We start from the raw sequence: 26514 nt of genomic DNA, 5'->3' as shown, positions 1-26514 counted from the left end.
AAATGGAATGAAAACCATACCATCAAAAATACTACTGCTTTTTATGGTGATGTTTCTGCCAGTGGCGGCTTCTGCCAGTCCCTACTGCCTTGAGCGCCTCATGGATGAAGCCCTCAACAACCGGGATATTCTCCGCATGTATGAAATCTCCCGCAAACAGGCAGAAAAGGGCGTTCAGGAACGCCGTGCCGCCTTTATGCCCGGTGTGGATGCCAGTTACACCGCCCATCGCTTAGAAGACAGCACCCTCTTTGAAAATGATGAAAACGCTTCCTGGAAGATTGCCGCACGATTAAACCTCTTTGCCGGTTTCGGAGACCGGAGTGCGCTGGATACGGCCAGACGCCAGGTGGAAGTACAGGAAGCCCTCATGGACGGTCTGCGTCAGGACATCCGCCTTGAAACGGCCCTTGCCTTTCTTGGTGTACATCAGGCTTTGGCCGAAAGGGAAGTGGCGGACAGCACCCGAAGGCTCTACGCCAAGGAATACGAACAGGCCGGAACCCGCCATGAAGTGGGTGTAATCCGCAGGGCCGACTATCTTAAAATTAAAGTGGTTCTGGATGATGCGCAGCAGGCGTGGACAAGGGCCGATGCCGCTGTAAACAAAGCCATCAACCAGCTTTCCCGCACAACGGGCATGGCCCTCAGCCCTTTGGATCTGGATTTTTCCGACTTTCAGGAGCTCCCCCTGCTGAAGGATTACAACCTTCTTTCAGAAAAAATGCAGGAAAGGCGGAGTGAGCTGAAAATTCTGGATCTCTCCAGCGCCATGGCAGAAGACAGCGTCGCCATGGCAAAAAGCGCCTATATGCCCAGAGCGGACCTCTCCCTCTCCCATGGTCAGTCCGCCGACAACTACAGCATTTCCGACAATGTGAAGGATGAAACCCGGCTCACCCTCTCTTTATCCGTCAATCTTTTTGACGGCATGAAAAAACCGGCTGTGCTCCAGAAAAGCCGCCTTGAAATCCGCCGCATTGCGCATGAAAGAAGGGAAACCCTGGACAGCCTGAATGTTCAGCTTAAAAATCTTCTGCTGGATGCGGAAGTTGCCGGAAAGAATCTTCAGGTAGCGGAAGCGGGTATGGATGAAGCCAGAGAGCACCTCAGGGTAACGGAATACAGCTACAGGGAAGGGGTGGCCACCACCACGGATCTTCTGGATGCCATTGCCTACCTTTCCAGAGCCTCGGCAAACCGCATCACAGCCCGCAGCACCTATCTGCAAACCACCTTCAGGATACGCCATCTGGTGGCGGAGCTTGGGGAATAAAAGCAGGGGTATTACATAAAAAAGCCCGGTAAAAGGAAAGACCTTTGCCGGGCTTTTTTTGCATGACATGCTAAAAAATCATACAGCTTTACCATCACGAAACAGCGAAGTTTTAAATGATAAAAAATCAGATCGATATAAAAATCATCTCCACCGACTTTCATGGCCACCTGCCGCCCGACAAAAGCAGCTGGTTGTTAAGCCTTATATTTGTGCAGCGGTGCGCTGCACGATTTCTCTATCGGGCCAGCAAGGGAAGAACTGACAGAGTACTTCCACGGAGACGATACTCTGGATCTTTCAGCAATATTCTTTTATCGTGGCAAAGGATGCACTGAGTACAAATATAAAGACTACGATGGGAGGCTTATCATCCATGAGGTTTTTGTGATGACGGAAGCTGTGCGCACGTTTTTTTCTCTTTTAGTCCGTAAAAGGGATACCTGGTGGTGCCAAAGGATTGCTGCTGCTTTGTATGGACTTAAATTTATGGCTTATCCAGATTGCACTGTAGAAAATACCTTAGATTTGAATATCTTACCGGGTTTTAGCATGCCTGAATTGCTCTGCTGCTACCTTGAAAAAAATCATTAAAACACAAGAGGGCTTTATGACGGAAAAGAAAAAACTCAAGGTTCTGATTGCCGATGATGAGGCCCATCTTCGGCTCATGTTCAAATCCATGGCCCTTTCCATGGGGGCCGAGGTGGCGGGTGAGGCCAAAAACGGGGCAGAAGCCATAGATCTGTTTCAGACCCACAGGCCCCATATCACACTCTTAGACATCAACATGCCCGTAAAAACAGGGGTTGATGCCTTAAAGGAGATTATGGAAGTCTCTCCGGACGCTCTGATCATCATGCTGACCTCCGTTGCAGACGTGAAAACCGTTGAAAAATGTCTGGAACTGGGTGCTTCAAACTATCTTTTAAAGGATACGCCCCTTGAAGAAATGAAAAAGCTGATCAAAGAAACCTGGGACGAGTACAAAAAAGCATGAGAAGGAGGGCTCTGTGACCGAAAAAAGCATTCAGAGAAATACCTATGATCTGAAGCAGATGATGGCCGAACTGGAAGAAGACCGCAGTTTTTTCAAGCCATCGGGAAATGTGAAGGTGAATCAGGATGATATCCGGAGTATGCTGCTTTTAAAAAAGAAAAAAGGAGCCCGCCGTGACACAGAAAACAAGGTTTCTGGACAGCCTGACAGCTGAAGGCATTCTCTCATCCGATGCAGCTGAGGAATATTCCAAAGCCCATGCACAGGCCTCTTTGGATCTTCTTGAGGCCCTGATGCAAAAAAATGTTGCCAAAAGGGATGTGCTGGCCAAACTCTGGGGAGACTCCATGAGAGTTTCCTATGTGAATCTTTCAAAAACCCTTTTTCAGAGCACAGCCGTCGAAAAACTCCCCGAGGCCTTTGCGAGAAAGCATCTTATTCTTCCCCTCTACGAGGGCCATGGCGTGGTGACGGTGGCCACGGCTTCGCCTCTCAACATCCATATCCTTGACGAGGCCACCCGGCTTGCGGGTTGTCAGCTCAGCCCGGTCTTTGCCCTTCCCGATGAAATTGTAAGCGCCATTGATGTGCAGTATCAGTCCGATGCTGCCCTAAACACGCAGCTTGCGGCCCTGTCGGAAAGCCCCCTTTTCAAAAACAGGGAAAGACTCAGCCTTGAGCAGGTGGAGGCTTTTTCCAAGGATCAGGCCATTGTCGCTTTTTCGAGAAATCTGCTGCTGCTTGCCTTAAAGGAAAGGGCCAGCGATATCCATCTGGACCCGCAGGAGCAGGAACTGTGCATCCGCTTCCGCATTGACGGGGTTCTTCAGGACAGGCTGAAACTGGACAAAACCCTTGCGGCCCCCTTAAGCTCGCGCCTCAAAATCATGGGCGGGCTGGATATCACGGAAAAACGCAGACCCCAGGATGGCAGGATCAGTCTTCCTTTAAGCAAACGGTCCGTGGATTTCAGAATGTCTTCCGTTCCTGCCATTTACGGGGAAAAAATCGTTCTCAGGGCCTTGGGCCAGCTTCAGGATGCGGAGGTTCCGGATCTTGAAAGTTTAAATTTCTCAAAGGCCAATTATCTGGGGCTAAAAAAAACCGCCGATGCACCCAACGGTATCTTTTTTGTAACAGGCCCCACGGGATCTGGAAAATCCACCACCCTTTTTTCCGTACTCAAATACCTGAACAGACCCGGCATCAATATCATGACCATAGAAGATCCCGTGGAATACCGGCTTCCCGGTCTGAATCAGGTGCAGGTGAACCATGCCATTGATTTTAGTTTTGCCTCTGCCCTGCGGGCCTTTCTCCGTCAGGATCCCGATGTCATTCTGGTGGGGGAAGTCCGCGATCTGGAGACGGCGAAAATTGCTTCCCAGGCGGCCCTGACAGGGCATCTGGTGCTGGCCACCCTGCATACCAACACGGCTCTGCAGGCCGTGACCCGGCTCATGGAAATCGGGGTGGAACCCTACCTTGTGGCCCCTTCCATTGTGGGTGTCATGGCCCAGCGTCTGGTACGGAAAATCTGCACCCACTGCAAGGAAGCCTACAGCCTTGAAAGGGAGGTGCTGGCAAGGTACTTCCACTGGGACGATACTCTGGATATTTCCGAAGTATTCTTTTATCGTGGCAAAGGATGCACGGAATGCAATGATACGGGCTACGGCGGGAGGCTTGCCATCCATGAGGTTTTTGTGATGACGGAAGCTGTGCGTGCCCTCATTGCCAAAGGGGCGTCCACCCTTGAAATCGATGAAGTGGCAAGGCAGGCGGGTTTTCAACCCATGCGCCATGATGGCATGAAAAAGGTGCTGGCGGGTCTAACCAGCCTTGATGAACTGGAACGGGTCACCATGGGAGATGTTTAACATGAAAACGGAATTTGCCCCGCCTGAAAGGGCCTCAGAGAAAAGTGTGGAAGAGCAGGTCGTTTCACTTCTGCATCATCCGTATATTGAAAAACTTTATGACAGTATCTCAGAAGGGCTTTTGATTCTGAACCCGGAACGGCAGATCGTCTATGCCAACGGGAGTTTTCTTAGCGCCTTAGGAGTAGATTTCAAAGCCATCAAAGGCCTGCGTCCCGGTGAGGCCATGGGCTGTATACATGCTTTTGAAACGGAAGGAGGCTGCGGCACAACGGAATTCTGCCGGGAATGTGGGGTTGCACAGGCCATTTTGTCTTCCCAGAAGGATATGCCGGATCTCAAGGAATGCCGGATTCTCCAGAAGGACTCCGGCGATGCCATGGATCTTCAGGTAAAAACCTCGCAGTTGCAGGTGGCTGGTATTGACTATACGGTTTATGCCGTAAGGGACATAAGCTCAGACAAACGCAGGCGTATTCTGGAAAAAATTTTCTTCCATGACATCATGAACACCGCCGTTGGGGTGCGGGGGCTTTCCGAGCTTCTTTCCGTATCCTCGCCGGAAACCCTGGATGAGTTCAGGAACATGATCTACAGCGGTGCGGCCAAGCTTGTGGATGAAATCCGCTCCCAACGGGATCTTGCCAATGCGGAAAACAATGATCTTCAGGTACAGCATGTAAAGATCCATTCTCTGGCTTTTTTAAATGAAGTTATTGATCTTTATCGGAGCCATGATGTGGGGCATGGAAAAGCTCTGCATCTTGATGATGAGTCGGAGGAATGGATGCTGGAAAGTGACAAGGGTCTGCTTTTCCGGGTGCTGGGCAATATGACAAAAAATGCCCTGGAAGCCTCACAGCCCGGTGATACAGTAACCTTGGGTTGCCGCAGGGAAGGGGACAAAATCCGTTTTTCTGTTCACAATCCTGCCTTCATGCCAAGGAACGTCCAGCTCCAGGTTTTCCAGCGTTCCTTCTCCACCAAGGGCGCAGGCAGGGGCCTTGGCACCTACAGCATCAAGCTCTTGTCTGAGCGCTATCTTGGGGGTGAGGTCTTTTTTACCTCATCGGAAAAAGATGGAACCTTTTTCTACGTTGCCTATCCACTTTTAAAGGATGCAGAAACTGCTAAAGCTGCCGTATAACAGACATATTCAGGTATTATAATTTCTGCAGCTTTGCTCCTTGGCCTTTGAAAATGCTGCTGAGCTGTTACCTCTTATGGCTGTATTTCAGCACAAGGAGATACATCGTTGAAATCATTCAATCCCTTTCAGGGCTTCCGGTATTTCCTGGAAAGACTTTTTGTGCGGGGCACCTTTTACCAGTTTCTGGTGATGGCTGCTGTGATTGGCATGGTATCCCTTGCCGGAGGTCTTCTGGTTTACGGATCAGGGGATCAGGATACAGGCCTTCTTGGTGAAATATGGTGGGCTTTTCTAAGGCTGTCAGATCCCGGTTATCTGGGGGACGATGAAGGTCTCTGGCGCAGAAGTGTTTCTACTGTACTGACGGTGGGTGGATATGTGCTTTTTCTTGGTGCACTGGTTGCAATTCTGACCCAATGGCTGGGAAGATATATGCGCTCTCTGGAAAAGGGTCTGACGCCGGTTCGCATGCGCCATCACATTGTGATTCTTGGTTGGACGGATCGTACCCTGCCCCTTATTCGGGAGCTGTGGCTGGCAGAAGGCCGGGTAAAGCGCTTTCTTTCACGCATGGGAGGGCCAGATCGCCTTCGCATTGTTGTGCTGGCAGAGGATCTGCAGCCGGAGCTGGCCGCAGAACTGCGCACAGACCCGGTTTGTAAAAAATACATCAATTCCATTATTCTGCGCTCCGGCTCTGCCTTAAACAATGAGCACCTGAACCGTGCCGCCTGTCTGCACGCCGCAGCCGTCCTTGTACCTGCCCGGACCTATGAATATACGGGTGGTGTATCTTCTGACGTTGAAATCATTAAAATTCTGCTGGCGCTGAACAGCCAGGCCAGCGAAGCAGGGCTTGCCCTGCCCTATGTTGTTACGGAAATTCAGGATACAAAAAAGGTTCTGATTGCCCGCCGTGCCTATCATGGCCCCCTGGAAGTTATTGACGGAAACAGCTTTGTCAGCCGTATGATGGTACAGAATCTGCGTAACCTAGGCTTATCTCTGGTATGCCTTGAGCTGTTCAACCATGGCATTGGCCAGAATCTCTATATCCACAGGAACTCCTTCTTTGACGGAAAGAAAGTGGGACAGATCCGCATGGGCTTCAGCCGGGCAACTTTCTGCGGTATTGTACGGAAATGTGAAAGCGCATTTACACCCTTTCTGAATCCACCGGCCAGCATGATCCTGCAAGGGGATGATGCTCTGGTGCTTCTGGCCAGAGATTATGAGAGCGCAAAAATATTTACCACTTCAGAACAACGGGAAGACCCTGAAATGGCAAGTCTTTCTGAAAGGAGTCTTCAGCCGGAACCACAGCAGCAATCTGTTCTTGTGGTGGGCTGGAGCCACAAGATTCCCGAGCTTCTGCGGGAGTTTTCTTCTTACACGGATACACTTTATGATATCCGTATTTTTTCTTCCCGGCCCGTTGAAGAACGGCTCCAGATTCTGAAAGAATCCGGATTTTCGGATCATGAAAATTTCTGCAGTCATCTTCTTGGTGAAGTGACCAGCGAAGAGGCCTGGCGTACTCTGGATCTCAGCAGCTATCACAGCATCCTGATGATAAGCAGTGACAGGCTCAGCTCCGGAGAAGAAGCCGATGCCAGAACCATGGCCGGATACCTGCAACTGGAGGCTTTGCTGAAAAACACGGATCACAGACCGCAGATTCTTCTGGAACTCTCCGACCCCAACAACAGACGCCTTCTGGGCTCCCGCAGGGGGGAAATGATGATCAGCCCGCTGCTTCTCAGCCATCTGCTGGTGCACGTTGCCCTGCGCAGGGAAATCCTTGCCGTTTTTCATGTACTTTTCCGTGCCAGCGGCCCGGAAATTACCTTCCGCAGCCTTGAACACTACGGCCTTCCAGCCGGACCTTATTCCTTTGATGCCCTCCGCAGACATGCCTGGAATCAGGGAGAAATTCTGCTGGGTCTTTTTTCAGGCGCAGAAAAGGAAGATTCTTCCGGAACCCTGATTTTGAATCCTGATCACAAGGTTGTTCTGCACTTAAAGCCCCATGACCGGCTGGTTGTTATAGGAACCCAATTGAAAATGATGAAGGGTGAATTATGCACCTGAAAAGATTTATCCTTTTTTTAATTATTCTGGTTTCATCTGTTCTCCATGCCCATGCCAATGAGGATGCTTCCCTTGAAGAACTTAAGCTTTCCCTGAAGGCTTCTCTGTATAACGAAAAAGAACTTTTTCAGGAACTTCAGGCAGAATACGAGCTTGAACAGAAACAGCATGCTGTTTTTCTTTCAGAAATAAGAGCTTACAGAATTCTTGCCTCATCCCAGCGCAATCTTCTGCTTTCTAAGCAGACCCGGCTGGCGGATCTTGAAAAAGCAAGGGCAGATCAGCAAAGGAGTCTCACATCACTGGATACTCAGCTTCTACGCATGCAGCGCCAGAAAGAACGCCTTGAAAATCTGCATCTTCAGGCAAAAAACCGCTGGAGTATTCTGCTGGAGCAGAAAGATGCCCTTGATGCAGAAGATAATTCAAATGCTCTTGTGCATGAATCTGCAGAGACCGTCAGGGCAATTTTGAATCTGTTGGAAAAAAGATCTGAAATAATAAAAGAAATGGAGGCTTTAAACAGTAAAAGAGAACAGGATACCATTGAGATACGGGAAGACATTATTTCCCTTACTCAGATTTTTCAGCAGGCCCTCAGGGAACGCAGATCCACAGAACTGTTCCAGAGACAGGAAGGTTTCCGCAGCTTTCTGGATCCGTCAACACCTCTGGCTCTTTTTGTTCAGATTCGGGACCATGCCCTGCGTCTGCTGCTGCCATCATTCTGGCTTACGGAAACAGCCCCTCTGTTTCAGGTCTCTCCCCCGGTTTTTTTTCGTTTTCTGTTGCTAAGCCTCTTCCTTTTTCCCCTTACCCTGAAAATCAGATCCTTTTTAAAAAGCAAAGAAAAGACATATCCACCCGGCTGGCGCAGTATTCTCCTTGAAATACTTCACAGTGCACTGCCCTTTTTTGTTGCGGCTGTTCTGATGGAAGCTTTCATACGCAGCCAGCCTGTTCTTTCTGCAGCTATGTTTTTCAGGTCTGTGGGAGTGCTGGTATGGTTTCTGACAGCTTACAGAATGATAACGGCCTTTATCAGCGCATGCCGTAAGGAAGGAAGCCCCGGTCCTACGGAAGAATTTCTCCTTTTTCTTCTGAACCTCACCCGCATCTCCGGTTTTTTTGTCCCGGTTTTTCTGATCTCCATATGGGTTTTTCCCGCAGACAGCCCTGTTCTTTTCATTGAAAGGCTTGTCATGGAAATAACTGTTCTGGTTCTTGTATACCGGTTCTGGTCCCGCAGCGATTACGGAAAGGACAGAACATCCCTGATCAGAACAGGTCTACATGTAACCAGTAAAATTATTGTCACAGGAGCGCCGGTTCTGGAGTTATTCGGGTACGGAAATCTGGTTCTATTATGGTTCAGGGGCTGGTCCCTTACCTTTATCACCTGCGCTGCTTTTCTGATCTTCTGCGCTGCTATACGGGAGTGGACACCTCCGGATGAACAATCTGCCATGGAAAATGAGGATAAGGAAAAAATCCGTTCCCGTTCCCTCAGGCGTCTTGGCATACAAAGCCTGCCCTTTGCCACAGCTCCACCCGGCATCATACTGATTGCCAGAGGCTGGGGGATAGAAGACGGTCTTCTTTTTTACCTTACGGCCATTCTGAAATATCCCCTTGTTTTCGGGAATATGGAGTTCAGCCTGCTGCGGCTGATACAGGCCTTCTCTGTCCTGCTGATAACCTATCTTGCAACCCGTCTCTCCCGCAGTTTCATTGAAAACCGTATTCTGAAGCAGAGCGGTATGGATCAGGGACTCAAGACTTCCATTCTCACCCTGGAAGGTTATGTCATATGGGGTATAGGTATCCTTTCCGCCCTCAATGTATTTGGCCTCAACACTACGGCACTGACCGTAGCCTTCGGTGCACTCGGTGTGGGGCTGGGTTTCGGCCTGCAGACCATTTTCAATAACTTTGTCAGCGGCATTATTCTTCTTTTTGAAAGACCCATACAGGTGGGAGATGTCATAGAAATTGATGGCATATGGGCCAAGGTTACCCGGATAAATGTGCGTTCCACCGTTGTCCAGACCTTTGACAATGCCTCCCTCATCATCCCCAATGCAAACTTCATCAGCGCACGGCTCACTAACTGGAGTTTCAATGATCTGCGTATCCGAAGAAATATAACTGTGGGCGTTTCCTATGGTTCCGATGTAAAAAAGGTGGAAAAAATTCTGCTGGAGATTGCAGGCAACACAAAGCATGTCCTGGTGCATCCCCAGCCGGATGTGCATTTTATGGATTTTGCCGACTCTGCACTGATTTTCAGGCTGCGCTTCTGGAGTACCATTGATAATTTTATGAGGGTGGAAACACAGATCCGATTCAGTATAACCGAGGATTTCAGAAAAGCAGGCATAGAGATACCCTTTCCCCAGCGGGATCTTCATATACGCTCGGACTTCCGTGATTTAAAAAATCCGTCCGAAAAAATCACAGATGTTTAAATGCTCCAGATTCATGCCCCAACAGGGGCTTTCTCCACAAAAAAATGTAGTTGTTCAAAATAGTTTATTTTGAAATTCCAATGCTGCAATTGCAGCAGCTTCGTACTGTTGCAAGGCACTTTGGCTATTTGCAAGTGACATTGCAATCGTTTCGGATCAGAGATTCGAAGGCCTGTGCGAAAGAAGCGGCAAACTGTCTGAGCCGCCACAAAGGCAGCGTACCAAGGCCTGCTATGGTAATCAAAAAGCTTATCCTGCCTGTGGCGGGGAGTTTTTGCCGCTTCCGCACAGGGCAAGAAGCTCCCGAATAAGATTGCGTCACAGGCAAATAGCCTGTGTGCCTGTGCATCTATCTGGAAGGTATGGTAGTTAAAAAATTGTGCTGAACCGTTACAAGAAAATAAAAATGCTGCCCTGTGGTTGTGCTGTTGGCTTTGTATCTATAAGCTTGGTTCCTGCAAATGGCTGTTCTGTTTTTTTATGACAGGAAAGCAAAGGGAACACAGGACCTTCTGTCCTGTAATAAGAAAGATAAGGAGAAAATACATGACCCTTTCCAGTGCCGAAAGACTGCGGCGCTTTTATGCCTGTTTTTCCGGAGAGGATCAGGTGCTTGTTCTCATAAATGCCGATCCCGATGCCATGTCCAGTGCCATGGCAGTGAAACGTCTGCTCTGGCGTAAGGTAGCAGGGGTTACCATCAGCCATATCAATGATATCCAGAGGCCGGACAACCAGTCCATGATCCGCCTTCTTGGTATTAAAATGATACATTTCAGGGATCTTCCCAACTGGCGTTATAACCGCATTGTTCTTGTGGATTCCCAGCCCGACCACCATGACTGCTTTGCCCTTTTCCGTCCCGATGTACTCATCGACCATCATCCCGAGTCCTGTGTTGTGGGGCGCTTCTGTGATGTCCGTCCCAAATACGGTGCTACGGCAAGCATGATGACGGAATATTTAAGGGCAGCCCGGATTATTCCATCATCAAAGCTGGCCACAGCCCTTTATTATGGCATTAAAACAGACACCGCAGATTTTGCCCGTAAAACTGTAATGGAAGATGTAAAGGCCTTTCAGTATCTTTTCCGCTACATCAATGTGCAGCTGGAAAGAAGGATAGAAAGTGCGGAAATTCCCCTTGGAACCCTGGATGTGCTTGAAAAGGCACTTAAATGCAGAATTATTAAGGGTAACAGGCTCTATGCCCATCTGGGAGAGGTTGTAAGTCCCGATGTCTGCGTACAGATGGCGGATTTTTTTATGCGGGTGGATGTGGTCAGCTGGACCATTATTTCCGGTATCTATGAAAAAAAGCTGATTATTATTTTCCGCAATGATGGTATCCGCAAGTCAGCTGGCATTGTGGCCACCGCAAGCTTTGGCAAAATTGGGTCCGCCGGAGGGCACAAAGGGGCCGCAAGGGCTGAAATCCCCCTTGAGGCTTTGGAAAAAAAGGTAGATGTGAAAAAAACACAGCAGGTTTCCAGGTGGATTCTCGACCATGTGGAAATGCGGACCGAGAAAAAATGCCGTTCTTCTGCTGTGACAGAAAAAGATGTTTCCGTCGGGGAAGTAAAATGAAAATCACCATTCTGGGTTCCGGAACCTGTGTGCCCCGCCTGGAAAGGGCCTGCAGCGCACTTCTTGTGGAAGCGGAAGGTGTAAATATTCTCATTGACTGCGGCCTTGGTACCATACACAGACTTCTTGAAGCAGGAAAAGACCCTTCTGATATAGATCTTCTTTTTCTCACCCATTTCCATCCCGATCATACGGGCGAGCTGGTATCTTTGCTTTTTTCAGGAAAATATGCGGGAAAATATGGTCGGAAAAAATCCCTTACCCTTGTCGCAGGAAAGGGGCTTTCGGATTTTTATCAAGGGCTCTGCGGAATTTATGGCGAATGGGTTGATTTAAGCGGTCTTCTCCGTATAAAGGAACTTTCACTGCCCGGAGACAGTCTTTGGGATTTTAACGGGCTAAAGCTTTCCTTTGCTCCGGCATGTCACAGACCGGAAAGCCTTGCCATTGGCGTGGAGAGCTGTGGCAGGAAGATGGTGTTTACCGGAGATACGGATGTCTGCCCGAATCTGGTTTCCTTTGCAAAAGGAGCCGAACTTTTTATCTGTGAGGCAGCCATGCCGGATGATATGAAGGTTCCCGGTCATCTCACGCCTTCTCTGGCAGGTGCCATGGCAGAAGAGGCCGGGGTCAGGCATCTGGTTCTTACCCATTTTTATCCTGAATGTGATGAAGTGGATATGGTGGCCACCGCCGGAAAGACCTTTCATGGTCCCGTTACCATGGCAGAAGATTTGATGGTGATGGATCTGTCTTCCGTTTGACAGGTTCTTTTGGCATATGGCACACAGGCCATTTGTTCATGACGCAATCCGGTACTCAAGCATGAAAAGGCTATATTATTTGTATCATAGGCTTAGGGCTTATGGCTTGAGTGCCGGAATCCGAAACGATTGCAATGTCACTCACAAAAGGCATGTGTACCTTGTGATACTCTGTGCGGTAATCCTGTAAACACTCACCGTTATCGAAAAATACGAATTTTATGGAGAGAGTTTCTTGTCCTATCCTGTTTTTCTTAACATAAAAGATCTGCCCTGCCTTGTGGTGGGAGGAGGCCGCGTGGGCCTTCGCAAGACCCTTGGCCTTGTGGATGCAGGTGCCAGGGTTAGGGTGATAGAACCGCGGCCTTCGGAAAATCTTCTGGAGATGGAAAAAAACGGACAGGTGCAGATAAAGGCAGCGGAGTTTGTTCCGGAAGATCTTGGGGGCATGCGCCTTGTCTTTGCCGCAACCCAGAAGGCCGAAGTCAACGCACTGGTGGCTCAGGAGGCCGGAAAGCTTGGAATCTGGTGCAATATCGCCGATGATCCTTCTGGCTCGGATTTTTTTCTGCCTGCTCTGGTAAAAAGAGGGGATCTAATGCTTGCCATCTCCACAGGGGGAAAAAGCCCGGCACTGGCCCGGAAACTGCGCATGGATCTTGAAAAAATCTTTGATGCTGCCTACCTTCCCTTTCTGGAACTGATGGGCAGGCTGAGGGAAATACTGCTGGCCGAAGGTCATGATCCCGAAGGGCACAGGGATCTTTTCCGCAGCCTTGTGGAAGGGCCCCTGCTGGAGTATATCCGTATGGAAGATATGGAAACCGTAGCCCTGCTTCTGGAACCCATTGCCGGAGCTGATGCCATGGCCCTTGCCGTATCCGTGATTAAAGAACATCCTGCCCGGAAAAGCCCTGAAAAAGGGGAATGTTTTCCGGAGAAAGAGGGTTCATGAGTATTCCTGTTGTCCTTTATACCCTGAGCACCTTCGGATATCTGATTTTCATACTGCAAAGAAATGAAGGCTGGCAGCGATGGGGCTTTGTGCTCTTATGCGCGGGCTTTCTCTCCCATGGAGCGGTGCTGGGATGGAAATGGTATGAGAAAGGCTTTCTGCCCATCTATGATCTTTCCGGCAACCTGTCTTTTTGCGCCTTTATTTTTGCAGGGGTTTTTATTGCTTTAAGACACCGCTATCACGTGAAAATACTGGGTATTTTTGTTGCCAGTGTAACCATGGGGCTGAGTCTGGCGGCATGGCTTGTGCCTTCTGCCTATGTTATGCCGGAAGAGGCCTATGTCAGTCCATGGGTGATTATACATGTGGCGGCCAGTTTTGCAGGCAATGCCGCCTTTACTCTGGCTTTTGCCGTGGGGGTTCTGTATCTGCTTCTGGAGCGGCGGATCAAGGAAAAGCGCAAAGATATTTTTTTCAGGCGTCTGCCATCCCTTGAACTGCTGGATAAAACAGGTCATGCCTGCATTGTTGCGGGTTTTTCCTTCATCACTCTGGGGCTTGCAACGGGTGTACTTTATGCCCGAAGCGTATGGGGTCATTTCTGGAGCTGGGATCCCAAAGAAGTCTGGTCCCTTGTGGTCTGGCTGGTTTATGCGGCTCTCCTCCATGGTCGTCTGTCTTCGGAGTGGCGGGGTCGGAAAGCCGCTAAAATGGCCATATTTGGTTTTCTTCTGGTACTTTTCACCTTTCTGGGGGTGAATTTTCTTTTTACGGGACACCATGAAGGTTTTACCCGCATAGGGTCATAGGCCCCTGCGGATGATGAATGATGCCCTGCAGGCATCGGGATGGGATGGCATGTCAAGACTTCCGGGTATTGTACTTTTGGGAATGAACCATAAAACCGCAGCCCTTGAGGTGCGGGAAAAGCTCTCTCTGAACACAGAAGAAGTGGCGTATCTGCTGCTTGCCCTGAAACAGAGCGAAGGCATTTCAGAAGCCATGATTCTTTCCACCTGCAACCGGGTGGAATTTCTTCTTGTGGCAGAGAATGTAAAAGATGCCCGTAATCGTGTTTTTTCTGAACTGGCGCTGCGCAAGAATCTGCAACCGGAGCTGTTTTCTCCCTGTTTTTATGCCCATGAGGGACTGGATGCAGTAAGACACCTTTTCCGGGTAGCGGCCAGTCTGGATTCCATGGTGCTGGGGGAACCTCAGATTCTGGGGCAGGTAAAACAGGCCTATCAGGGTTCCACAGGAGCCGGAGCTTCCGGACCCATCCTGAACCGTATGCTGCACAGGGCCTTTCAGGTAGCCAAACGTATCCGGACTGAAACGGGCATAGGCGATCATGCCGTGTCCATAAGTTATGCGGCCATTGAACTGGCAAGGAAGATATTCGGTTCTCTGGAAGGCCGGAAGGCAATGCTGCTGGGTGCCGGAGAAATGGCGGAGCTGGCCGTAGAACATCTGCTGAGACATAAAATCAGCGGGATTCTTGTGGCCAACCGGACCTTTGAGCGGGGTCTGGCTCTTGCCCGGCGTTTTGATGGCGAAGCCATCCGCTTTGAGGATGTCTTTGAAAACCTCGGAGACGTGGATATAGTCATCAGTTCCACAGGCGCACCGGATTATGTGATCCGGAAATCCGATGTCCGTCCCCTGATGCGCAAAAGACAGAACCGCTCCCTCTTTTTCATCGACATTGCCGTACCCAGAGATGTGGATCCGGCCATCAACACCCTGGATAACGCCTATGTTTATGACATTGATGACCTGCAGGGGGTTGTGGATGACAATCTGAATGAACGTAAACAGGAAGCAGGCCGGGCCGAAGGCATTATTGAAGAAGCGGTACTGCGTTTTGCAGACTGGGTGGAAGGACTGGCACTTGTACCCACCATCAAAGAACTGAGAACCAAGGTGGAGACCATCCTTGAAGATGAACTGAAGCGCACCCTGGGAGATGACTGGCTCAGACAAGGGGAAAATCCGGAAGCGCTGGAGCGTATGGTGGAGGCCATGGTAACCAAGGTTCTGCATGATCCCATTGCCCTTTTAAAAAGTGGAGGAATGCACGGCCACAGGGACCGGTACCTCGGATGGATACGCCTTCTTTTCAATATGGACCCGGTGGAAAACCCTATCAATTCTGAACAGATACCCAGAATGACACCCTGCATGAGAAAAAGGGAAAAGGGTGAAATGGACTGTACAGGACAGGCGGAATGTCCGGGCCAATCCGGAGAAAACGGAGACATCTGGCGGCTTTGCTGCGGTCGCGAAAAAACAGGCAGGTGTGAGTAAAAAAAAAGAAAGACCTTTACATAAAAAAAGCCATTGTGGTATGCAGTCATACTTTTTTACGGGTAAGTTTTTTTTAGCTGTATTACCCGTTGTATGACCTGCGTTTCGCCAGCGGGATGCGGTTCGGTTCAAAACCGATATGATATGTAAGGGGGGTGCCCATGGATAAAGAACAGATTGAGTTTTTTAGAACATATCTTGTCACACAACTGGATGAACTGATTCATCAGGCTGGTGATACCGTCAGTGGTATGACAGCCTCTACGGAAAGTTTTCCTGATCCCACAGACAGGGCTTCCCATGAATCCAACCGTAATTTTGAGCTGCGCATCCGGGATCGGGAACATAAGCTGATAAAAAAAATAAAGCAGGCCCTGGATCGCATTGATAACGGAACCTTTGGTTTTTGTGAGAGCTGCGGCGAAGATATTTCCTTTGAACGGCTCAAGGCCCGGCCTGTAACTACCCAGTGCATTGATTGTAAAACAAACTCGGAAAAAATGGAAAAGGCCCTTGGGCTGTAAGTCCATGCAGGCGGCTGTGGATTTGCATACCCACAGTACAGCTTCCGATGGCACAAAATCTCCTCTGGAACTTGTGCGGGAGGCAGAGGCAATAGGGCTGGGTGCCCTTGCCATCACAGACCACGATACAATGGCCGGCGTCCTGGAAGTTCTGGATGCCGGTTTTTCTTTTGATATTAATTTTCTGACGGGACTGGAAATTTCAGCCCGACCGCCCGATGATTTCAACAGAGGAGATGAACTGCACATCCTCGGCTATGGGATGGACCCGGGAGACCCTGGAATTGCAGTTCTTCTGGACAGACTGCAGGATGCAAGGAGGACAAGGAATCCCTTAATGATCCGGAGGCTGCAGGCCATGGGGATGGATATTAGCCTTGATGAGGTGGCGGCAAAGGCCCATGGCGGACTTGTGGGCCGTCCCCATATGGCAAAAGTTCTTATGGAAAAAGGGCTGGTTTCCGATATGGATACAGCCTTTATGCGCTACCTTGGCAAGGGCTGTCCTGCATATATTGAAAAATACAGGGAGCCATGGGAAGATGCCATTGCAGCCATCCGAAGGGCCGGAGGCATTGCCGTACTGGCCCATCCCGGCCTTATACCGGGTATAGGATCAAGGGGATTGCGTCTTCTTCTGGGTATGATGAAGGAGGCTGGTCTTGGAGGAGTTGAAACATACTATCCAAAACATGATGCCCAGATGGTATCCACCCTGAAAGGTCTGGCATCGGAGCTGGATCTTCTTCTTACGGGAGGATCGGACTATCACGGAGATTTTAAAGATGATATTTCCATAGGTACCGGAGCCGGAGATCTTTTTGTGCCCTATGGCGTTTATACGGAACTGTTGAACAGACTTGAAAAAGGTTGAAGCGTAAGATGATTTTTTGGCAGGATGGGTTTAGCAAATCGGACAGCTGATGTCGGATATGCTAAGCCAGCCCTTCCGGAATCCTATCCGCTGCCCTCATTTTATCCGGGATGAAACCCGCTTTTCTTACACCTGATATTACAATGGATAATCTTACAATGCCCGATTTCCCTTCCATGGCTGACCTTGAGAAGGCCATGAATTATTGTTTTAAAAATCTTCAGATACTGGAAAATGCCCTGTGTCATTCTTCCTATGTTAATGAACAGGCCCTTGTATTAAAAAACAATGAACGCCTTGAATTCCTGGGAGATGCCGTTCTAAGCCTGGTCATAGGCCACCTTCTGATGGAGCATTTCAGAGAGATGCGGGAAGGGGATCTTTCCCGCATACGCGCAAGCCTTGTGAATGAACGCCAGCTGGCTTCCGTGGCAAGGAAGCTGAATCTTGGCAACCATATGCGCCTTGGCCGGGGTGAAGAACAGACCAATGGCAGAAACAAGGATTCCATTCTGGCTGATGCCTTTGAGGCCCTTGTGGCCGCAGTCTACAGGGACGGCGGTTTTGATGCAGTTTTTGGCTTTGTTTCCCTTTGCTTTATTCCCATTATCCGGGATATGGATGTGGAAGAAAGCATCAACGATGCCAAAAGCCGTCTTCAGGAAGAAATACAGATGCGCTATAAAACCACCCCCTCCTACAGAATTGTAGGAGAGGAAGGCCCGGATCATGATAAGGTTTTCCATGTGGAAGTATCTGCTGAAAAAATCTGTGCAAGAGGATCTGGGAAAAGCAAGAAAATTGCTGAACAGGACGCTGCCAGAAAAGCCCTTGGAATGCTGAAAAAACATTAATTTTTAATAACTGCAAGTTGTTTCAGGATAAAGTACAGCTATGGGTTGCTGCTATTTTGTATATCTGTCATTCCATATTACAAGACCGGAGATCCGGATTTATAAAAAGACTGGCTCCCCAAAGAAAGGTATATGCTATGATTGAAAGTCGGTACCTCAAGGATAACATTGAAAATATTCAGAAACTTATGCAGATTCCAGCCCTGCGCAATTTTGAGGTGCGCAGCCTTTCAAAACTCCTGCGTCTGAGCAAAATCCGGGAGTACGCAGACGGTGAGTTTATTATTCGTGACGGAGATGAGGATACCTGGCTTTATTTTCTGCTTGGGGGAAGTGTCCGCATAGAAAAAAACGGCCATGAAATTTCCACCATACATAAAATGGGGGAAATTTTCGGTGAAATGCGCCTCATAGATAAAAGGGCCCGCAGTGCCGATGTGGTGGCTGCTGGAACAGCAATCTGCCTTGCCGTGGATACCAGCGCTAAAAATCAGATGGCAGGGGAAGATGACAGTGACGCCCAGATGGATTTTCTTCTTCTGCTCTATAAGATTTTTGCAGAATATCTTTCCGCCCGCCTGCGTCTGGCCAATGAGGAACTTGTAAGGGCAAAAGAAGAAACAGAAAACCTGAAAAACCTTGTGGACACAAAAAAATGAAACAGAATACCGTTGCTTTTCAGCCCCATGCCACCAATCTTTTTTTTCATATCCTCACAGCCTGCAACCTGAAGTGCCGTCATTGTTACATCCGTAAGGATCAGCATGGAAACCGGACCCTTTCCATGGAAAGCATTGAAAGCTGGCTTGCTCTTTTTGCCGAGAGACAAAAAACAGCCAACGTTATTTTTCTGGGAGGAGAACCAACCCTGCATCCGGAACTGAGCCGTGCCGTAAAAACTGCAAAAAGAATGGGCTACGCCTCTGTCACCATAGATACCAATGGCTATCTTTTTCACGATATTCTGGAAAAAGTAAGTCCTGAAGAAGTGGATTTTTTCAGTTTCAGCTTAGATGGTGCCACCGCCCCTGTCTGTGATGCCATACGGGGTCAAGGGGTTTTTGAGATCTGTACAAAAAATGCCAGAAAAGCTGCTGAAAAAGGTTTTGCCACCAGCCTCATCTACACGGTGAGCGAAGAAAATATCCATGAACTGGAAAAAATGCCCCTTCTTCTCAAAGACCTTGGAATTTCCCGTTTTTTTATTCAGGTTCTTGGCATGCGAGGCAATTCCCTTCAGGATCCCGGCCAGAAACAGGTAAACCGGCATACCTGGACCTCTCTGGTGCCTGAGGTGGCAAAGGAAGTCGCCTCCCTTGGTATCGGCGTTACCTGGCCAAAGGTGTTTCTCGGGCCTGAAGATCCCTTTGAATGTGCAGGCCTTGTAGCGGATAATTTTTTTGTTTTTCCCAACGGACGGGTCTACCGATGCCCCCTCTGTGAGGATTATCCCATCCATGCCTTTGAAATAAAGGAAAACAGACTCATTGAAAGCCCCCCCCTCCATGAAGGACATTTTTTTGAGCTGAATATCCCGGAAGGCTGTGTCATGAACCGCCTTGTGCAGCCGGGAAACCTTGAATATGAAAAAGAAGGTAAACCTTCCTGCCGCATTGCCTGCTGTCTCTTAAAGGAAGAAATCCTGCCATAATCTTTCCGGGGCTTTATAAGAAAGGCCCCGGAATACATCCATAGTGTTTTTTCATCAAATGCCGCCAGATTTTCGGCCCACGAAAAAACATCTATTAATACCAAAAAACCTTGACAAAGCCCTCCTGGCAAATTAGTTTCTTGAACGTGTTTGTCTTGGGCAAAAATAAAAACTGCCCGAATGAACTTCTTTGGCTTACAAAAAAAGCCCTGTAAAATGTGGGTCCGGCCAAAAAACATGCAGCCTGTCTTCGGCTTCCGAAAATTATAAGGAGAAGACCAAATGTTCTACCGCATGCGCAGAAAAAAGAACAAAAACTGCAGTACATGCAGCATCAGTCATTCTGATAATGTTGTCTGTCCCCCTGACTGCAAGGTTCTTACAGAGGTGGGAAAGGGATGCCGCTGCCGCATAAGGGGACATCAGTCCGTTGGTGCCGTACGTCAGCGCCTTATGGATCTTGGTTTTGTTCCCAACATGGAAGTGGAGATGGTGCGCTGTGCCACCCTGGGAGATCCCCTGGAATTGCGGGTGGGGGATTATTATGTGACCCTGCGAAAGCGGGAAGCAGCCCTTATTGAGGTGGAAAATATTTAGTTTCTGTTTTCTGACGGTTTACAGTCAGAATTTTTTATAAAGCTTAAGGCAACCCTCTCAAAAGGTCAGTATGTCATCCACAGCAAGCAACATCATAATTGGTCTGGCCGGTCAGCAGAATGCCGGTAAGTCCACCACATTCAATATGCTTACCGGGGCCAATCAGCACATAGCCAATTATCCCGGTGTAACTGTGGATAAAAAGGTGGGCAGCTACAAGGACAAAGAGGGCAGGGTGGAGGTTGTGGATTTGCCTGGCACCTACAGCCTGACCTCCTTTTCCCTTGAAGAGCGGGTTGCCAGGGACTTTCTGCTGCAGGAAAAACCCGAAGCCATAGTCAATGTCATTGATGCATCCAGTCTGCGCAGGGGCCTTTACTTTACCTTTCAGGTACTGGAAATGAATTTTCCCGTGGTCATGGCCCTTAATATGGTGGATGTGGCCGAAGCCAATGGCCAGCGGGTAGATGCCATGAAGCTGTCCGCCAGACTGGGGATTCCCGTGGTGCCCACGGTTGGACGCAAGGGCAAAGGCCGCAATGAACTGAGGCAGGCCATACGGGAGACGGCAAAAACCACCAAAAACGCAGAAAAACTTCGTATTCATTACGACTCTCTGGAAAATTCCATAGAGGAAATCCATAGCCTTCTGGGGGCATCCCTTGCCCTGGAGCGTATGGTTCCTTTGCGCTGGCTGACGGTAAAGCTTCTGGAAAAGGATGCGGAAGCCATAAGGCTGCTGGAAAAATTCCATGAAAATTCTGAACTTGTGCTGGAAAAAGTGAACAGCGCCATTGATTCTTTCTTTGAAAAAGAGGGAGTTTCACCAGCGGATCACATTGTGGCCTGCAGGGACAAGCTGGCCGTATCCATTGTGGATGAATGCGTAGAATTCACAGAAAGAGGTAGAGTTCGTAAATCAGAAAAAATAGACCGTATTCTTCTGCACAGGGGCTTTGCACCATTTTTTCTGGTTTTCACCGTCTACATGATCTACGAGCTTTCCATTGTGCAGGGATACAAACTGACGGCCATCACCTGGCCTGCCCTGGCATGGGTCCGGGGAGCTCTGGCAGGATTTCTTCCTGATCCCGGTATGCTCAGCGACACCATTATACGATCTCTGCCCCTCTGGATGATGGACAGTGTGAACACCCTTTTAAACTATGTTCCCATTTTTCTGATTCTTTTTGCCCTGATCGCCATACTGGAAGATTCCGGTTACATGGCCCGTATTGCCTTTATTCTGGACAGGATTTTTCAGAGTTTCGGGCTCCACGGTCAGTCCACACTTCCCTTTATTCTGGGTGGCGTTTTCACAGGAGGCTGTGCCGTACCCGGCATAATGGCCACCAAGGGCATTCCCGATGAGCGCTCCCGCATGGCCACCATTCTCACCGTGCCCTATATGAACTGTCTGGCAAAAATTCCCCTTTATGCCCTTCTGGTGAATATCTATTTTGCGGCATATCAGTCCTGGGTCATGCTTTTTATTTCCACCATCACCATCATCATGGCCATGATTGTGGCAAAGCTCCTTACTATGACCATACTGAGGGGGCAGGAGACAGCTCCCTTTGTCATGGAAATGCCAAACTACCATCTGCCTACAATTACAGGCGTGCTGCGAAGGGCCTTTGACCGCACCTGGGAGTACATTAAAAAAGTCGGAACCATTGTCATTGCAGTTGCGGTGGTGGTTTATGTGCTGCTGCAGTTTCCGGGTCTTCCCGAAGAGCGCATGACTGAATATGAGGGACAAATGACGGCAGCACTGGCGGATTTTCAGGAAGCTGTCCAGGGTACGGAGTTTGCCCCATTGCTGGAAAAAGAAAGTCAGGTACTTAGCCTTCTCAATACAGCCAATACCTACAGGGATGCCAAGATGGCAGCCTCCAGCCAGGAAGCATCCACAGCCGTGGATCTGCGTTACGAAGAAAAACATCCGGAGATTTTTCCTCTGCTCCGTCCCAGAAGCAGGGAAGCACGGACCATCAACCGGGCCATGCGTGACCTTTCCGCAGAACGGGCTGACCTCAGGGCAGCCATACGGGAAGACACAATTGTGTACAGCTACTTTGGCAGGCTTGGCAGGGCACTGGAACCAGTTACCCAGTTTGCAGGCTTTGACTGGAAAATCAATGTGGCTCTGATAAGCTCCTTTGCAGCAAGGGAGTCCAGCGTTGCCACCCTTGGCGTTCTTTTTCAAGATGGTGCCGATGAAAATATCTCCCTTGAGGAACGCATGGACAGGGAAGCAAAGAATTTCGGCAGTACCCCCCTCCATGCCCTTGCCCTGATTATTTTCTTTGCCCTGTATCCACCATGCCTTGCCGCCACCATCATGATCAAGGTGCAGACTGGTTCCTATAAATGGATGGTTTTTGCCATTGTTTTTCCCACGGCTTTTGGTCTTGCCATGGCAAGTGCAGTCTTTACCATCGGCTCGGCTCTCTCTTTAAGCGGTATACAGGCCATGGCAGGATTTTATTTCATAGCCCTTGCCACAGCCATAGGTCTTTCCTTTGTAAAGGACCCTGCATGGAAGGCTGAACAGCTTGAAAGAGCTGCCAAAACAGGAGGTCTCTAGCCATGTTTCTGGAATACTTTATTCTCACAGTTATTGTAGCCTGGGCTGTGTTTTATCTCTGGCATCTTTTTTTCAGAAAAAAGGGCTGCTCCTGTGACTCCTGTCCTTCCGCACAGAATGCTTCATGCACAGCGGAAAAACTGGGAATCATCTGTCCGGAAAAAAATACGGATCAGGAAAAAGCAGACGAATCTGAGGGGAAAAATATGGATAAAAATTAAAAGATTATAGTTTCTGTAAGGAAATGCTAATGCTGCGGCCTGTTTCTTTGGCATGCGGAAAGAAATAAGACATGACAATGCTATTTTGAATTTCAATAAACTCTATGGAGGTTTTTATGAAGTTTGCAAAGTTTCTTGCAGTACCTATGGTAATTGGTTTTATGACCCTGCCCCTGACGGCTATGGCCCATACCCCTCTTTTTTCCTGCTTTGATAACGCAGACGGAACTATTTACTGCGAAGGTGGATTTTCCGATGGTTCCACAGCAGCAGGGGTCCCTGTCATAGTAAAAAACGGAAAGGGTGAAGAAATTCAACGGCTGGTCTTGTCCCGTACCAGTGATGTTGAATTTGAAAAACCCAAGGGAAACTATTCTGTAACCTTTGACGGCGGTGAAGGGCACAGCATTGAAATTCCCGGCTCACAGATTTTTGAGTAATGTGTTCACCATGTCTGCGTCCATAATGCCGCAGCCATTTTTATTACCCCCTAATTTTTTAAACCGATAAATCAGAAGGACGACAGATGAAAAAAGGATTTATACTTGCCGGCCTGATCACCCTTTTCTCTGCAGCATCCGCCCTTGCCCACTTCCAGATGATTTACACTCCCCAGAGTGCTCTGGAAACGGGAGGGGAGTTGAATCTTAAACTGGTGTTTACCCATCCCTTTGATGCGGATCACACCATGGACATGGAGCCTGTGCAGGAATTTTATGTGATTCATCAGAGGGGAGAAGAAGGAGAAGCACGGAAAACAGACCTTAAAGAGTTTCTCCATGAAATATCCTGGAAAAGTCTCGGAAATGAAGGCAAAGCCTATGAAGCAAAAATTCCTTCCCGGGTAATGCGCTCCATGGGAGACTATGTCTTTGTTCTTGTTCCTTCTCCCTACCTTGAAGGCGATGACGAGTATATTCAGCAGTACACCAAAATGATCATGAATGTTGGTGGAGTTCCCGGCAACTGGCACGAGCCCGTAGGCCTTCCCGTTGAAATTGTTCCCCTTGACAAGCCCTATGCCAACTGGACAGGTGGAGTTTTCCGTGGTGTGGTTATGGCCAATGGAGAGCCGGTTCCCCATGCACAACTGGAAATTGAGTATCTGAACCATGAGCCGGATATGCGGAGAAATGCTTTTAAAAAGCGCCCCGGAATCAAGGCTCCCCATCCGGCATTTGAAGCCATGGGTATTCGGGCCAACGCCAACGGTGAATTCACCATAGGCCTTCCCAAGGCAGGCTGGTGGGGCATTGCTGTGCCGGACCTCATTGAGACCGAATACAATGATATTGATATGGTAAAAGAAGCTGTCCTCTGGATTCAGGTGACAGATATCAAATAATCATTTAGAGTAAACGATATTCTTTTACATACAGGGCAGCCAGATCAGGTCTGCCCTGTATGCGTTCTGCCATTTCTTTTCTCAGGGGAAAAGTCATGAAAAAAAAATTTGCCGTCCGCCATGATATTCCAGGTCGTCTTCGTATTCGTGCCCTGTCACTCCGGCAGACAGAGACGGAAAAGAAGCTGAAGGAAAGATCGGAAAACCTGGAAGGGCTTCTCTGGCTTCGCATCAATCCCGGATGCGCCAGCCTTGTTCTGTTTTATGATAAAAACAAGCTGTCCAGAGAGGATCTTCTTGAATTTCTGAACCATTTTTTTGGCATGGATGGAGTAACTCCCCTTAAAAATCCGGCGGATGATAATCCAGAATGTGTATGCGTGGAAGAACATGCCGTTCGTAAGGCATTCAGCCGCTTTGCCGCCATATCCGTGGTAATGGGAGGAGTGCTTCTGCGCAATGCCATTTTTAAAACAGCTACCCTGCAGACCGCCTTCAGCCCTCTGGGGATTGTCACCTTTGCCCTAACAGCACCTCTTATAAGGTCCGCCCTGAAACGCAGCCGTGAGCGAAAGTTTACTCTGGACGGATTCCTTGCCGCAGGAAGCACGGCAGCCATTGCTGCGGGCGAGGCCATGACAGCTCTGGAAATTCTATGGATCAATTCCGGAGCGGAACTTCTTTCCGCATGGATAGCTGAACGATCACGGAAAAGCATTGCTTCCATTCTGGATATCACCTCCCATCATACCTTTGTTCTGATAGACGGCGTGGAGGTGGAGCGCCATGTATCGGAGCTGGAGGTGGGCGATATTGTTGTACTGCATACAGGCGAAAAGATTTCCGTGGATGGCGTCATCGTCCATGGTCAGGCACTGGTCAATGAGGCTCCCATCACAGGCAGAGATGAGCAGGTACACAGGAAAGAAGGTGATACAGTCCATGCAGGCACCTTTGTACGTCAGGGGGTTATTCAGGTAAGGGCTGAATTTGTGGGGGACAGCACCTACCTTGCAAGGGTTATGCATAAGGTGGAATGCGCATTGGAAAGCAGGGCTCCCATAGAAGGTGTTGCGGACAGACTGGCAGGCAATCTGGTGAAGGTGGGTCTGGGGGTGACGGCCGTCACCTTTATCACCACGGGCAGTGCATGGCGGGCCTTTACCGTGCTTTTGGTTATGGCCTGTCCCTGCGCCACCGTGCTGGCCGCATCCACGGCCATCAGTGCGGCCATCAGTGCGGCTGCAAAAAGTCGCATCCTCGTCAAAGGCGGGCGTTATATGGAAGAAGTCGGGAAATGCGATCTGGTCTTTTTTGATAAAACCGGCACCCTCACCACAACAGAACCCGTACTGCAGGAGGTAATCACCCTTCCCGGCATTGAAGAGGATGAACTTCTGACCCTTGCCTGTTCCACGGAAACCCACAACCATCACCCTCTGGCCCAGGCTGTGGTGGCCGAAGCCCGGCGCAGGGGCCTCTCCTCCCTTCCCCATGAAGTCTGCGAGTATTATCTGGGCATGGGCATGAGAGCTGTGATCAATGGGCGCGAAATGCTGGTGGGTAATGCCAAACTCCTAAACATGTTTGATGCCCATAACAGCCAGCTTACAGCAGAATTTGACCGCATGAGCAGCAAGGGACTTACGGTGCTGCATGTATTCCAGGACAAAAAACCATTAGGCCTCATGGGTTTTGCATCCCAGGTGAGGCCTGAGGCACGCCAGGTGCTGAATCGCCTCCGGGCCATGGGGGTGCGTCGCATTGTGCTCATCACCGGAGATGAGGAAAACAGCGCAAGGCAACTGGCAGAAAGTCTCGGCATAGAAGAATACCACGCCTCACTCATGCCCGAAGAAAAAGCTCTGATTGTAGAGAAAGCCATGGCGGAGTCTTGGAAAACCATGGTGGTGGGGGATGGCATCAATGATGCTCTGGCCCTGACCGCCGCGGATGTGGGTGTTGCCATAGGAACCGCCGGATCTGAGGTTGCTGTGGAAGCAGCAGACATTGCGCTGGCTTCAGATGATCTGGATGCCCTGGCCGATGTTTACGGGCTAAGTCAGCAGACCCTTGGCATTGTGCGACAAAACTTCTGGATAGCCACAGGTTCCAACCTTGTGGGGGTCAGCCTCGGAGCTCTGGGACTTCTGTCTCCTGTAGCCGCAGGCCTTGTACATATGGGCCATAGCCTTGGGGTTCTTGCCAACTCATCGAGACTACTGGCTTTCCATAAAAATGATGCTCAAAAATCTTGCAATGCATCAGAAAACTATTAATACTCAAAAATGCCCATAAAAAACAGTATTTCACAACTCCCCATTCCTTTCAATGTCAGATAGTCCGTTTCAGGTGTCAAATTAAAGGCCGGATTCCT

Annotated in this window: 23 protein-coding genes and 1 pseudogene; 23 read left to right on the top strand and 1 reads right to left on the bottom strand. The window is 49.3% G+C overall.

What is annotated here, in order from left to right; translation table 11 throughout:
* Positions 1–7: 7 nt before the first annotated feature.
* A complete protein-coding gene (locus FIM25_RS05660; protein WP_179953188.1) occupies positions 8–1276 on the top strand; it encodes a TolC family protein in 1269 nt (422 codons plus the stop codon).
* Between the two features lie 11 nt (positions 1277–1287).
* Here FIM25_RS05660 and FIM25_RS05655 read toward each other — a convergent pair.
* A pseudogene (locus FIM25_RS05655) lies at positions 1288–1452 on the bottom strand (PDDEXK nuclease domain-containing protein); the annotation flags it as partial.
* A gap of 434 nt (positions 1453–1886) precedes the next feature.
* On the opposite strand from FIM25_RS05655, the gene FIM25_RS05645 reads away from it, so the two are divergent.
* The 22 genes from FIM25_RS05645 (at position 1887) to FIM25_RS05535 (ending at position 26416) form a co-directional block, all read left to right on the top strand.
* Positions 1887–2276, top strand: a complete 390-nt coding sequence (locus FIM25_RS05645; RefSeq protein ID WP_139447186.1) for a response regulator transcription factor — start codon at positions 1887–1889, stop codon at positions 2274–2276.
* Positions 2277–2289: 13 nt separating this feature from the next.
* On the top strand, positions 2290–2490 hold the full coding sequence (locus FIM25_RS05640) for a hypothetical protein (RefSeq protein ID WP_139447184.1): 201 nt from the start codon (positions 2290–2292) through the stop codon (positions 2488–2490).
* A complete protein-coding gene (locus FIM25_RS05635; RefSeq protein ID WP_139447182.1) occupies positions 2450–4156 on the top strand; it encodes a GspE/PulE family protein in 1707 nt (568 codons plus the stop codon). The genes FIM25_RS05640 and FIM25_RS05635 overlap by 41 nt, the downstream gene beginning before the upstream one ends.
* Before the next feature lies 1 nt (position 4157).
* Positions 4158–5303, top strand: coding sequence for a PAS domain-containing sensor histidine kinase (locus tag FIM25_RS05630; RefSeq protein ID WP_179953187.1), 1146 nt, complete (start codon positions 4158–4160; stop codon positions 5301–5303).
* Between the two features lie 108 nt (positions 5304–5411).
* Entirely contained in the window at positions 5412–7397 is a 1986-nt protein-coding gene (locus FIM25_RS05625; RefSeq protein ID WP_139447178.1) for a CASTOR/POLLUX-related putative ion channel, read from the top strand.
* Complete coding sequence (locus FIM25_RS17525) at positions 7388–9865, top strand: mechanosensitive ion channel domain-containing protein (RefSeq protein ID WP_246052029.1); 2478 nt, start codon at positions 7388–7390, stop codon at positions 9863–9865. The genes FIM25_RS05625 and FIM25_RS17525 overlap by 10 nt, the downstream gene beginning before the upstream one ends.
* A 546-nt stretch (positions 9866–10411) precedes the next feature.
* The gene (locus tag FIM25_RS05610; protein WP_139447174.1) at positions 10412–11452 is read left to right on the top strand and encodes a DHH family phosphoesterase; all 1041 of its coding nucleotides are present in this window, start codon (positions 10412–10414) and stop codon (positions 11450–11452) included.
* On the top strand, positions 11449–12216 hold the full coding sequence (locus tag FIM25_RS05605; protein ID WP_179953186.1) for an MBL fold metallo-hydrolase: 768 nt from the start codon (positions 11449–11451) through the stop codon (positions 12214–12216). The genes FIM25_RS05610 and FIM25_RS05605 overlap by 4 nt, the downstream gene beginning before the upstream one ends.
* A 235-nt stretch (positions 12217–12451) precedes the next feature.
* Positions 12452–13171 carry a precorrin-2 dehydrogenase/sirohydrochlorin ferrochelatase family protein gene (locus tag FIM25_RS05600; RefSeq protein ID WP_179953185.1) on the top strand — a complete coding sequence of 240 codons (720 nt, stop codon included), beginning with the start codon at positions 12452–12454 and terminating at the stop codon, positions 13169–13171.
* Positions 13168–13983, top strand: a complete 816-nt coding sequence (locus FIM25_RS05595; protein WP_139447168.1) for a cytochrome C assembly family protein — start codon at positions 13168–13170, stop codon at positions 13981–13983. The genes FIM25_RS05600 and FIM25_RS05595 overlap by 4 nt, the downstream gene beginning before the upstream one ends.
* 10 nt (positions 13984–13993) lie before the next feature.
* Complete coding sequence (gene hemA / locus FIM25_RS05590) at positions 13994–15481, top strand: glutamyl-tRNA reductase (protein WP_246052026.1); 1488 nt, start codon at positions 13994–13996, stop codon at positions 15479–15481.
* Positions 15482–15642: 161 nt separating this feature from the next.
* Complete coding sequence (dksA, locus tag FIM25_RS05585) at positions 15643–16005, top strand: RNA polymerase-binding protein DksA (protein WP_139447166.1); 363 nt, start codon at positions 15643–15645, stop codon at positions 16003–16005.
* A complete protein-coding gene (locus FIM25_RS05580; RefSeq protein WP_139447164.1) occupies positions 15995–16879 on the top strand; it encodes a PHP domain-containing protein in 885 nt (294 codons plus the stop codon). Before dksA ends, FIM25_RS05580 begins: the two co-directional genes overlap by 11 nt.
* 158 nt (positions 16880–17037) lie before the next feature.
* Entirely contained in the window at positions 17038–17733 is a 696-nt protein-coding gene (gene rnc / locus FIM25_RS05575; RefSeq protein WP_218961291.1) for a ribonuclease III, read from the top strand.
* 137 nt (positions 17734–17870) lie between these two features.
* On the top strand, positions 17871–18392 hold the full coding sequence (locus FIM25_RS05570; protein ID WP_139447162.1) for a cyclic nucleotide-binding domain-containing protein: 522 nt from the start codon (positions 17871–17873) through the stop codon (positions 18390–18392).
* On the top strand, positions 18389–19384 hold the full coding sequence (locus FIM25_RS05565) for a radical SAM protein (protein WP_139447160.1): 996 nt from the start codon (positions 18389–18391) through the stop codon (positions 19382–19384). The genes FIM25_RS05570 and FIM25_RS05565 overlap by 4 nt, the downstream gene beginning before the upstream one ends.
* Before the next feature lie 282 nt (positions 19385–19666).
* Entirely contained in the window at positions 19667–19981 is a 315-nt protein-coding gene (locus FIM25_RS05560; RefSeq protein WP_139447158.1) for a FeoA family protein, read from the top strand.
* A 70-nt stretch (positions 19982–20051) separates the two neighbouring features.
* Positions 20052–22571, top strand: a complete 2520-nt coding sequence (gene feoB / locus FIM25_RS05555; RefSeq protein ID WP_139447156.1) for a ferrous iron transport protein B — start codon at positions 20052–20054, stop codon at positions 22569–22571.
* Positions 22572–22573: 2 nt separating this feature from the next.
* Entirely contained in the window at positions 22574–22792 is a 219-nt protein-coding gene (locus tag FIM25_RS05550) for a FeoB-associated Cys-rich membrane protein (RefSeq protein ID WP_139447153.1), read from the top strand.
* 116 nt (positions 22793–22908) lie between these two features.
* Entirely contained in the window at positions 22909–23232 is a 324-nt protein-coding gene (locus FIM25_RS05545; RefSeq protein WP_218961289.1) for a hypothetical protein, read from the top strand.
* Between the two features lie 86 nt (positions 23233–23318).
* On the top strand, positions 23319–24137 hold the full coding sequence (locus FIM25_RS05540) for a DUF4198 domain-containing protein (RefSeq protein WP_139447151.1): 819 nt from the start codon (positions 23319–23321) through the stop codon (positions 24135–24137).
* A 95-nt stretch (positions 24138–24232) separates the two neighbouring features.
* A complete protein-coding gene (locus FIM25_RS05535) occupies positions 24233–26416 on the top strand; it encodes a heavy metal translocating P-type ATPase (RefSeq protein ID WP_139447150.1) in 2184 nt (727 codons plus the stop codon).
* The last annotated feature ends 98 nt before the right edge of the window (positions 26417–26514 follow it).

The sequence above is a fragment of the Desulfobotulus mexicanus genome (assembly GCF_006175995.1).
In the GTDB taxonomy this organism is placed as follows: Bacteria; Desulfobacterota; Desulfobacteria; order Desulfobacterales; family ASO4-4; genus Desulfobotulus; species Desulfobotulus mexicanus.
This window is presented reverse-complemented; position numbering and strand designations above follow the sequence as displayed.

Excerpts from the sequence above, each read along its gene's own strand:
- FIM25_RS05565 (WP_139447160.1), top strand. The coding sequence starts at position 18,389 with ATGAAACAGAATACCGTTGCTTTTCAGCCCCATGCCACCAATCTTTTT.
- FIM25_RS17525 (WP_246052029.1), top strand. The coding sequence starts at position 7,388 with ATGCACCTGAAAAGATTTATCCTTTTTTTAATTATTCTGGTTTCATCT.
- rnc (WP_218961291.1), top strand. The coding sequence starts at position 17,038 with ATGCCCGATTTCCCTTCCATGGCTGACCTTGAGAAGGCCATGAATTAT.
- hemA (WP_246052026.1), top strand. The coding sequence starts at position 13,994 with ATGATGAATGATGCCCTGCAGGCATCGGGATGGGATGGCATGTCAAGA.
- FIM25_RS05550 (WP_139447153.1), top strand. The coding sequence starts at position 22,574 with ATGTTTCTGGAATACTTTATTCTCACAGTTATTGTAGCCTGGGCTGTG.
- FIM25_RS05535 (WP_139447150.1), top strand. The coding sequence starts at position 24,233 with ATGAAAAAAAAATTTGCCGTCCGCCATGATATTCCAGGTCGTCTTCGT.
- feoB (WP_139447156.1), top strand. The coding sequence starts at position 20,052 with ATGTCATCCACAGCAAGCAACATCATAATTGGTCTGGCCGGTCAGCAG.
- FIM25_RS05610 (WP_139447174.1), top strand. The coding sequence starts at position 10,412 with ATGACCCTTTCCAGTGCCGAAAGACTGCGGCGCTTTTATGCCTGTTTT.
- FIM25_RS05630 (WP_179953187.1), top strand. The coding sequence starts at position 4,158 with ATGAAAACGGAATTTGCCCCGCCTGAAAGGGCCTCAGAGAAAAGTGTG.
- dksA (WP_139447166.1), top strand. The coding sequence starts at position 15,643 with ATGGATAAAGAACAGATTGAGTTTTTTAGAACATATCTTGTCACACAA.
- FIM25_RS05545 (WP_218961289.1), top strand. The coding sequence starts at position 22,909 with ATGAAGTTTGCAAAGTTTCTTGCAGTACCTATGGTAATTGGTTTTATG.
- FIM25_RS05595 (WP_139447168.1), top strand. The coding sequence starts at position 13,168 with ATGAGTATTCCTGTTGTCCTTTATACCCTGAGCACCTTCGGATATCTG.
- FIM25_RS05540 (WP_139447151.1), top strand. The coding sequence starts at position 23,319 with ATGAAAAAAGGATTTATACTTGCCGGCCTGATCACCCTTTTCTCTGCA.
- FIM25_RS05660 (WP_179953188.1), top strand. The coding sequence starts at position 8 with ATGAAAACCATACCATCAAAAATACTACTGCTTTTTATGGTGATGTTT.
- FIM25_RS05645 (WP_139447186.1), top strand. The coding sequence starts at position 1,887 with ATGACGGAAAAGAAAAAACTCAAGGTTCTGATTGCCGATGATGAGGCC.
- FIM25_RS05605 (WP_179953186.1), top strand. The coding sequence starts at position 11,449 with ATGAAAATCACCATTCTGGGTTCCGGAACCTGTGTGCCCCGCCTGGAA.
- FIM25_RS05570 (WP_139447162.1), top strand. The coding sequence starts at position 17,871 with ATGATTGAAAGTCGGTACCTCAAGGATAACATTGAAAATATTCAGAAA.
- FIM25_RS05560 (WP_139447158.1), top strand. The coding sequence starts at position 19,667 with ATGTTCTACCGCATGCGCAGAAAAAAGAACAAAAACTGCAGTACATGC.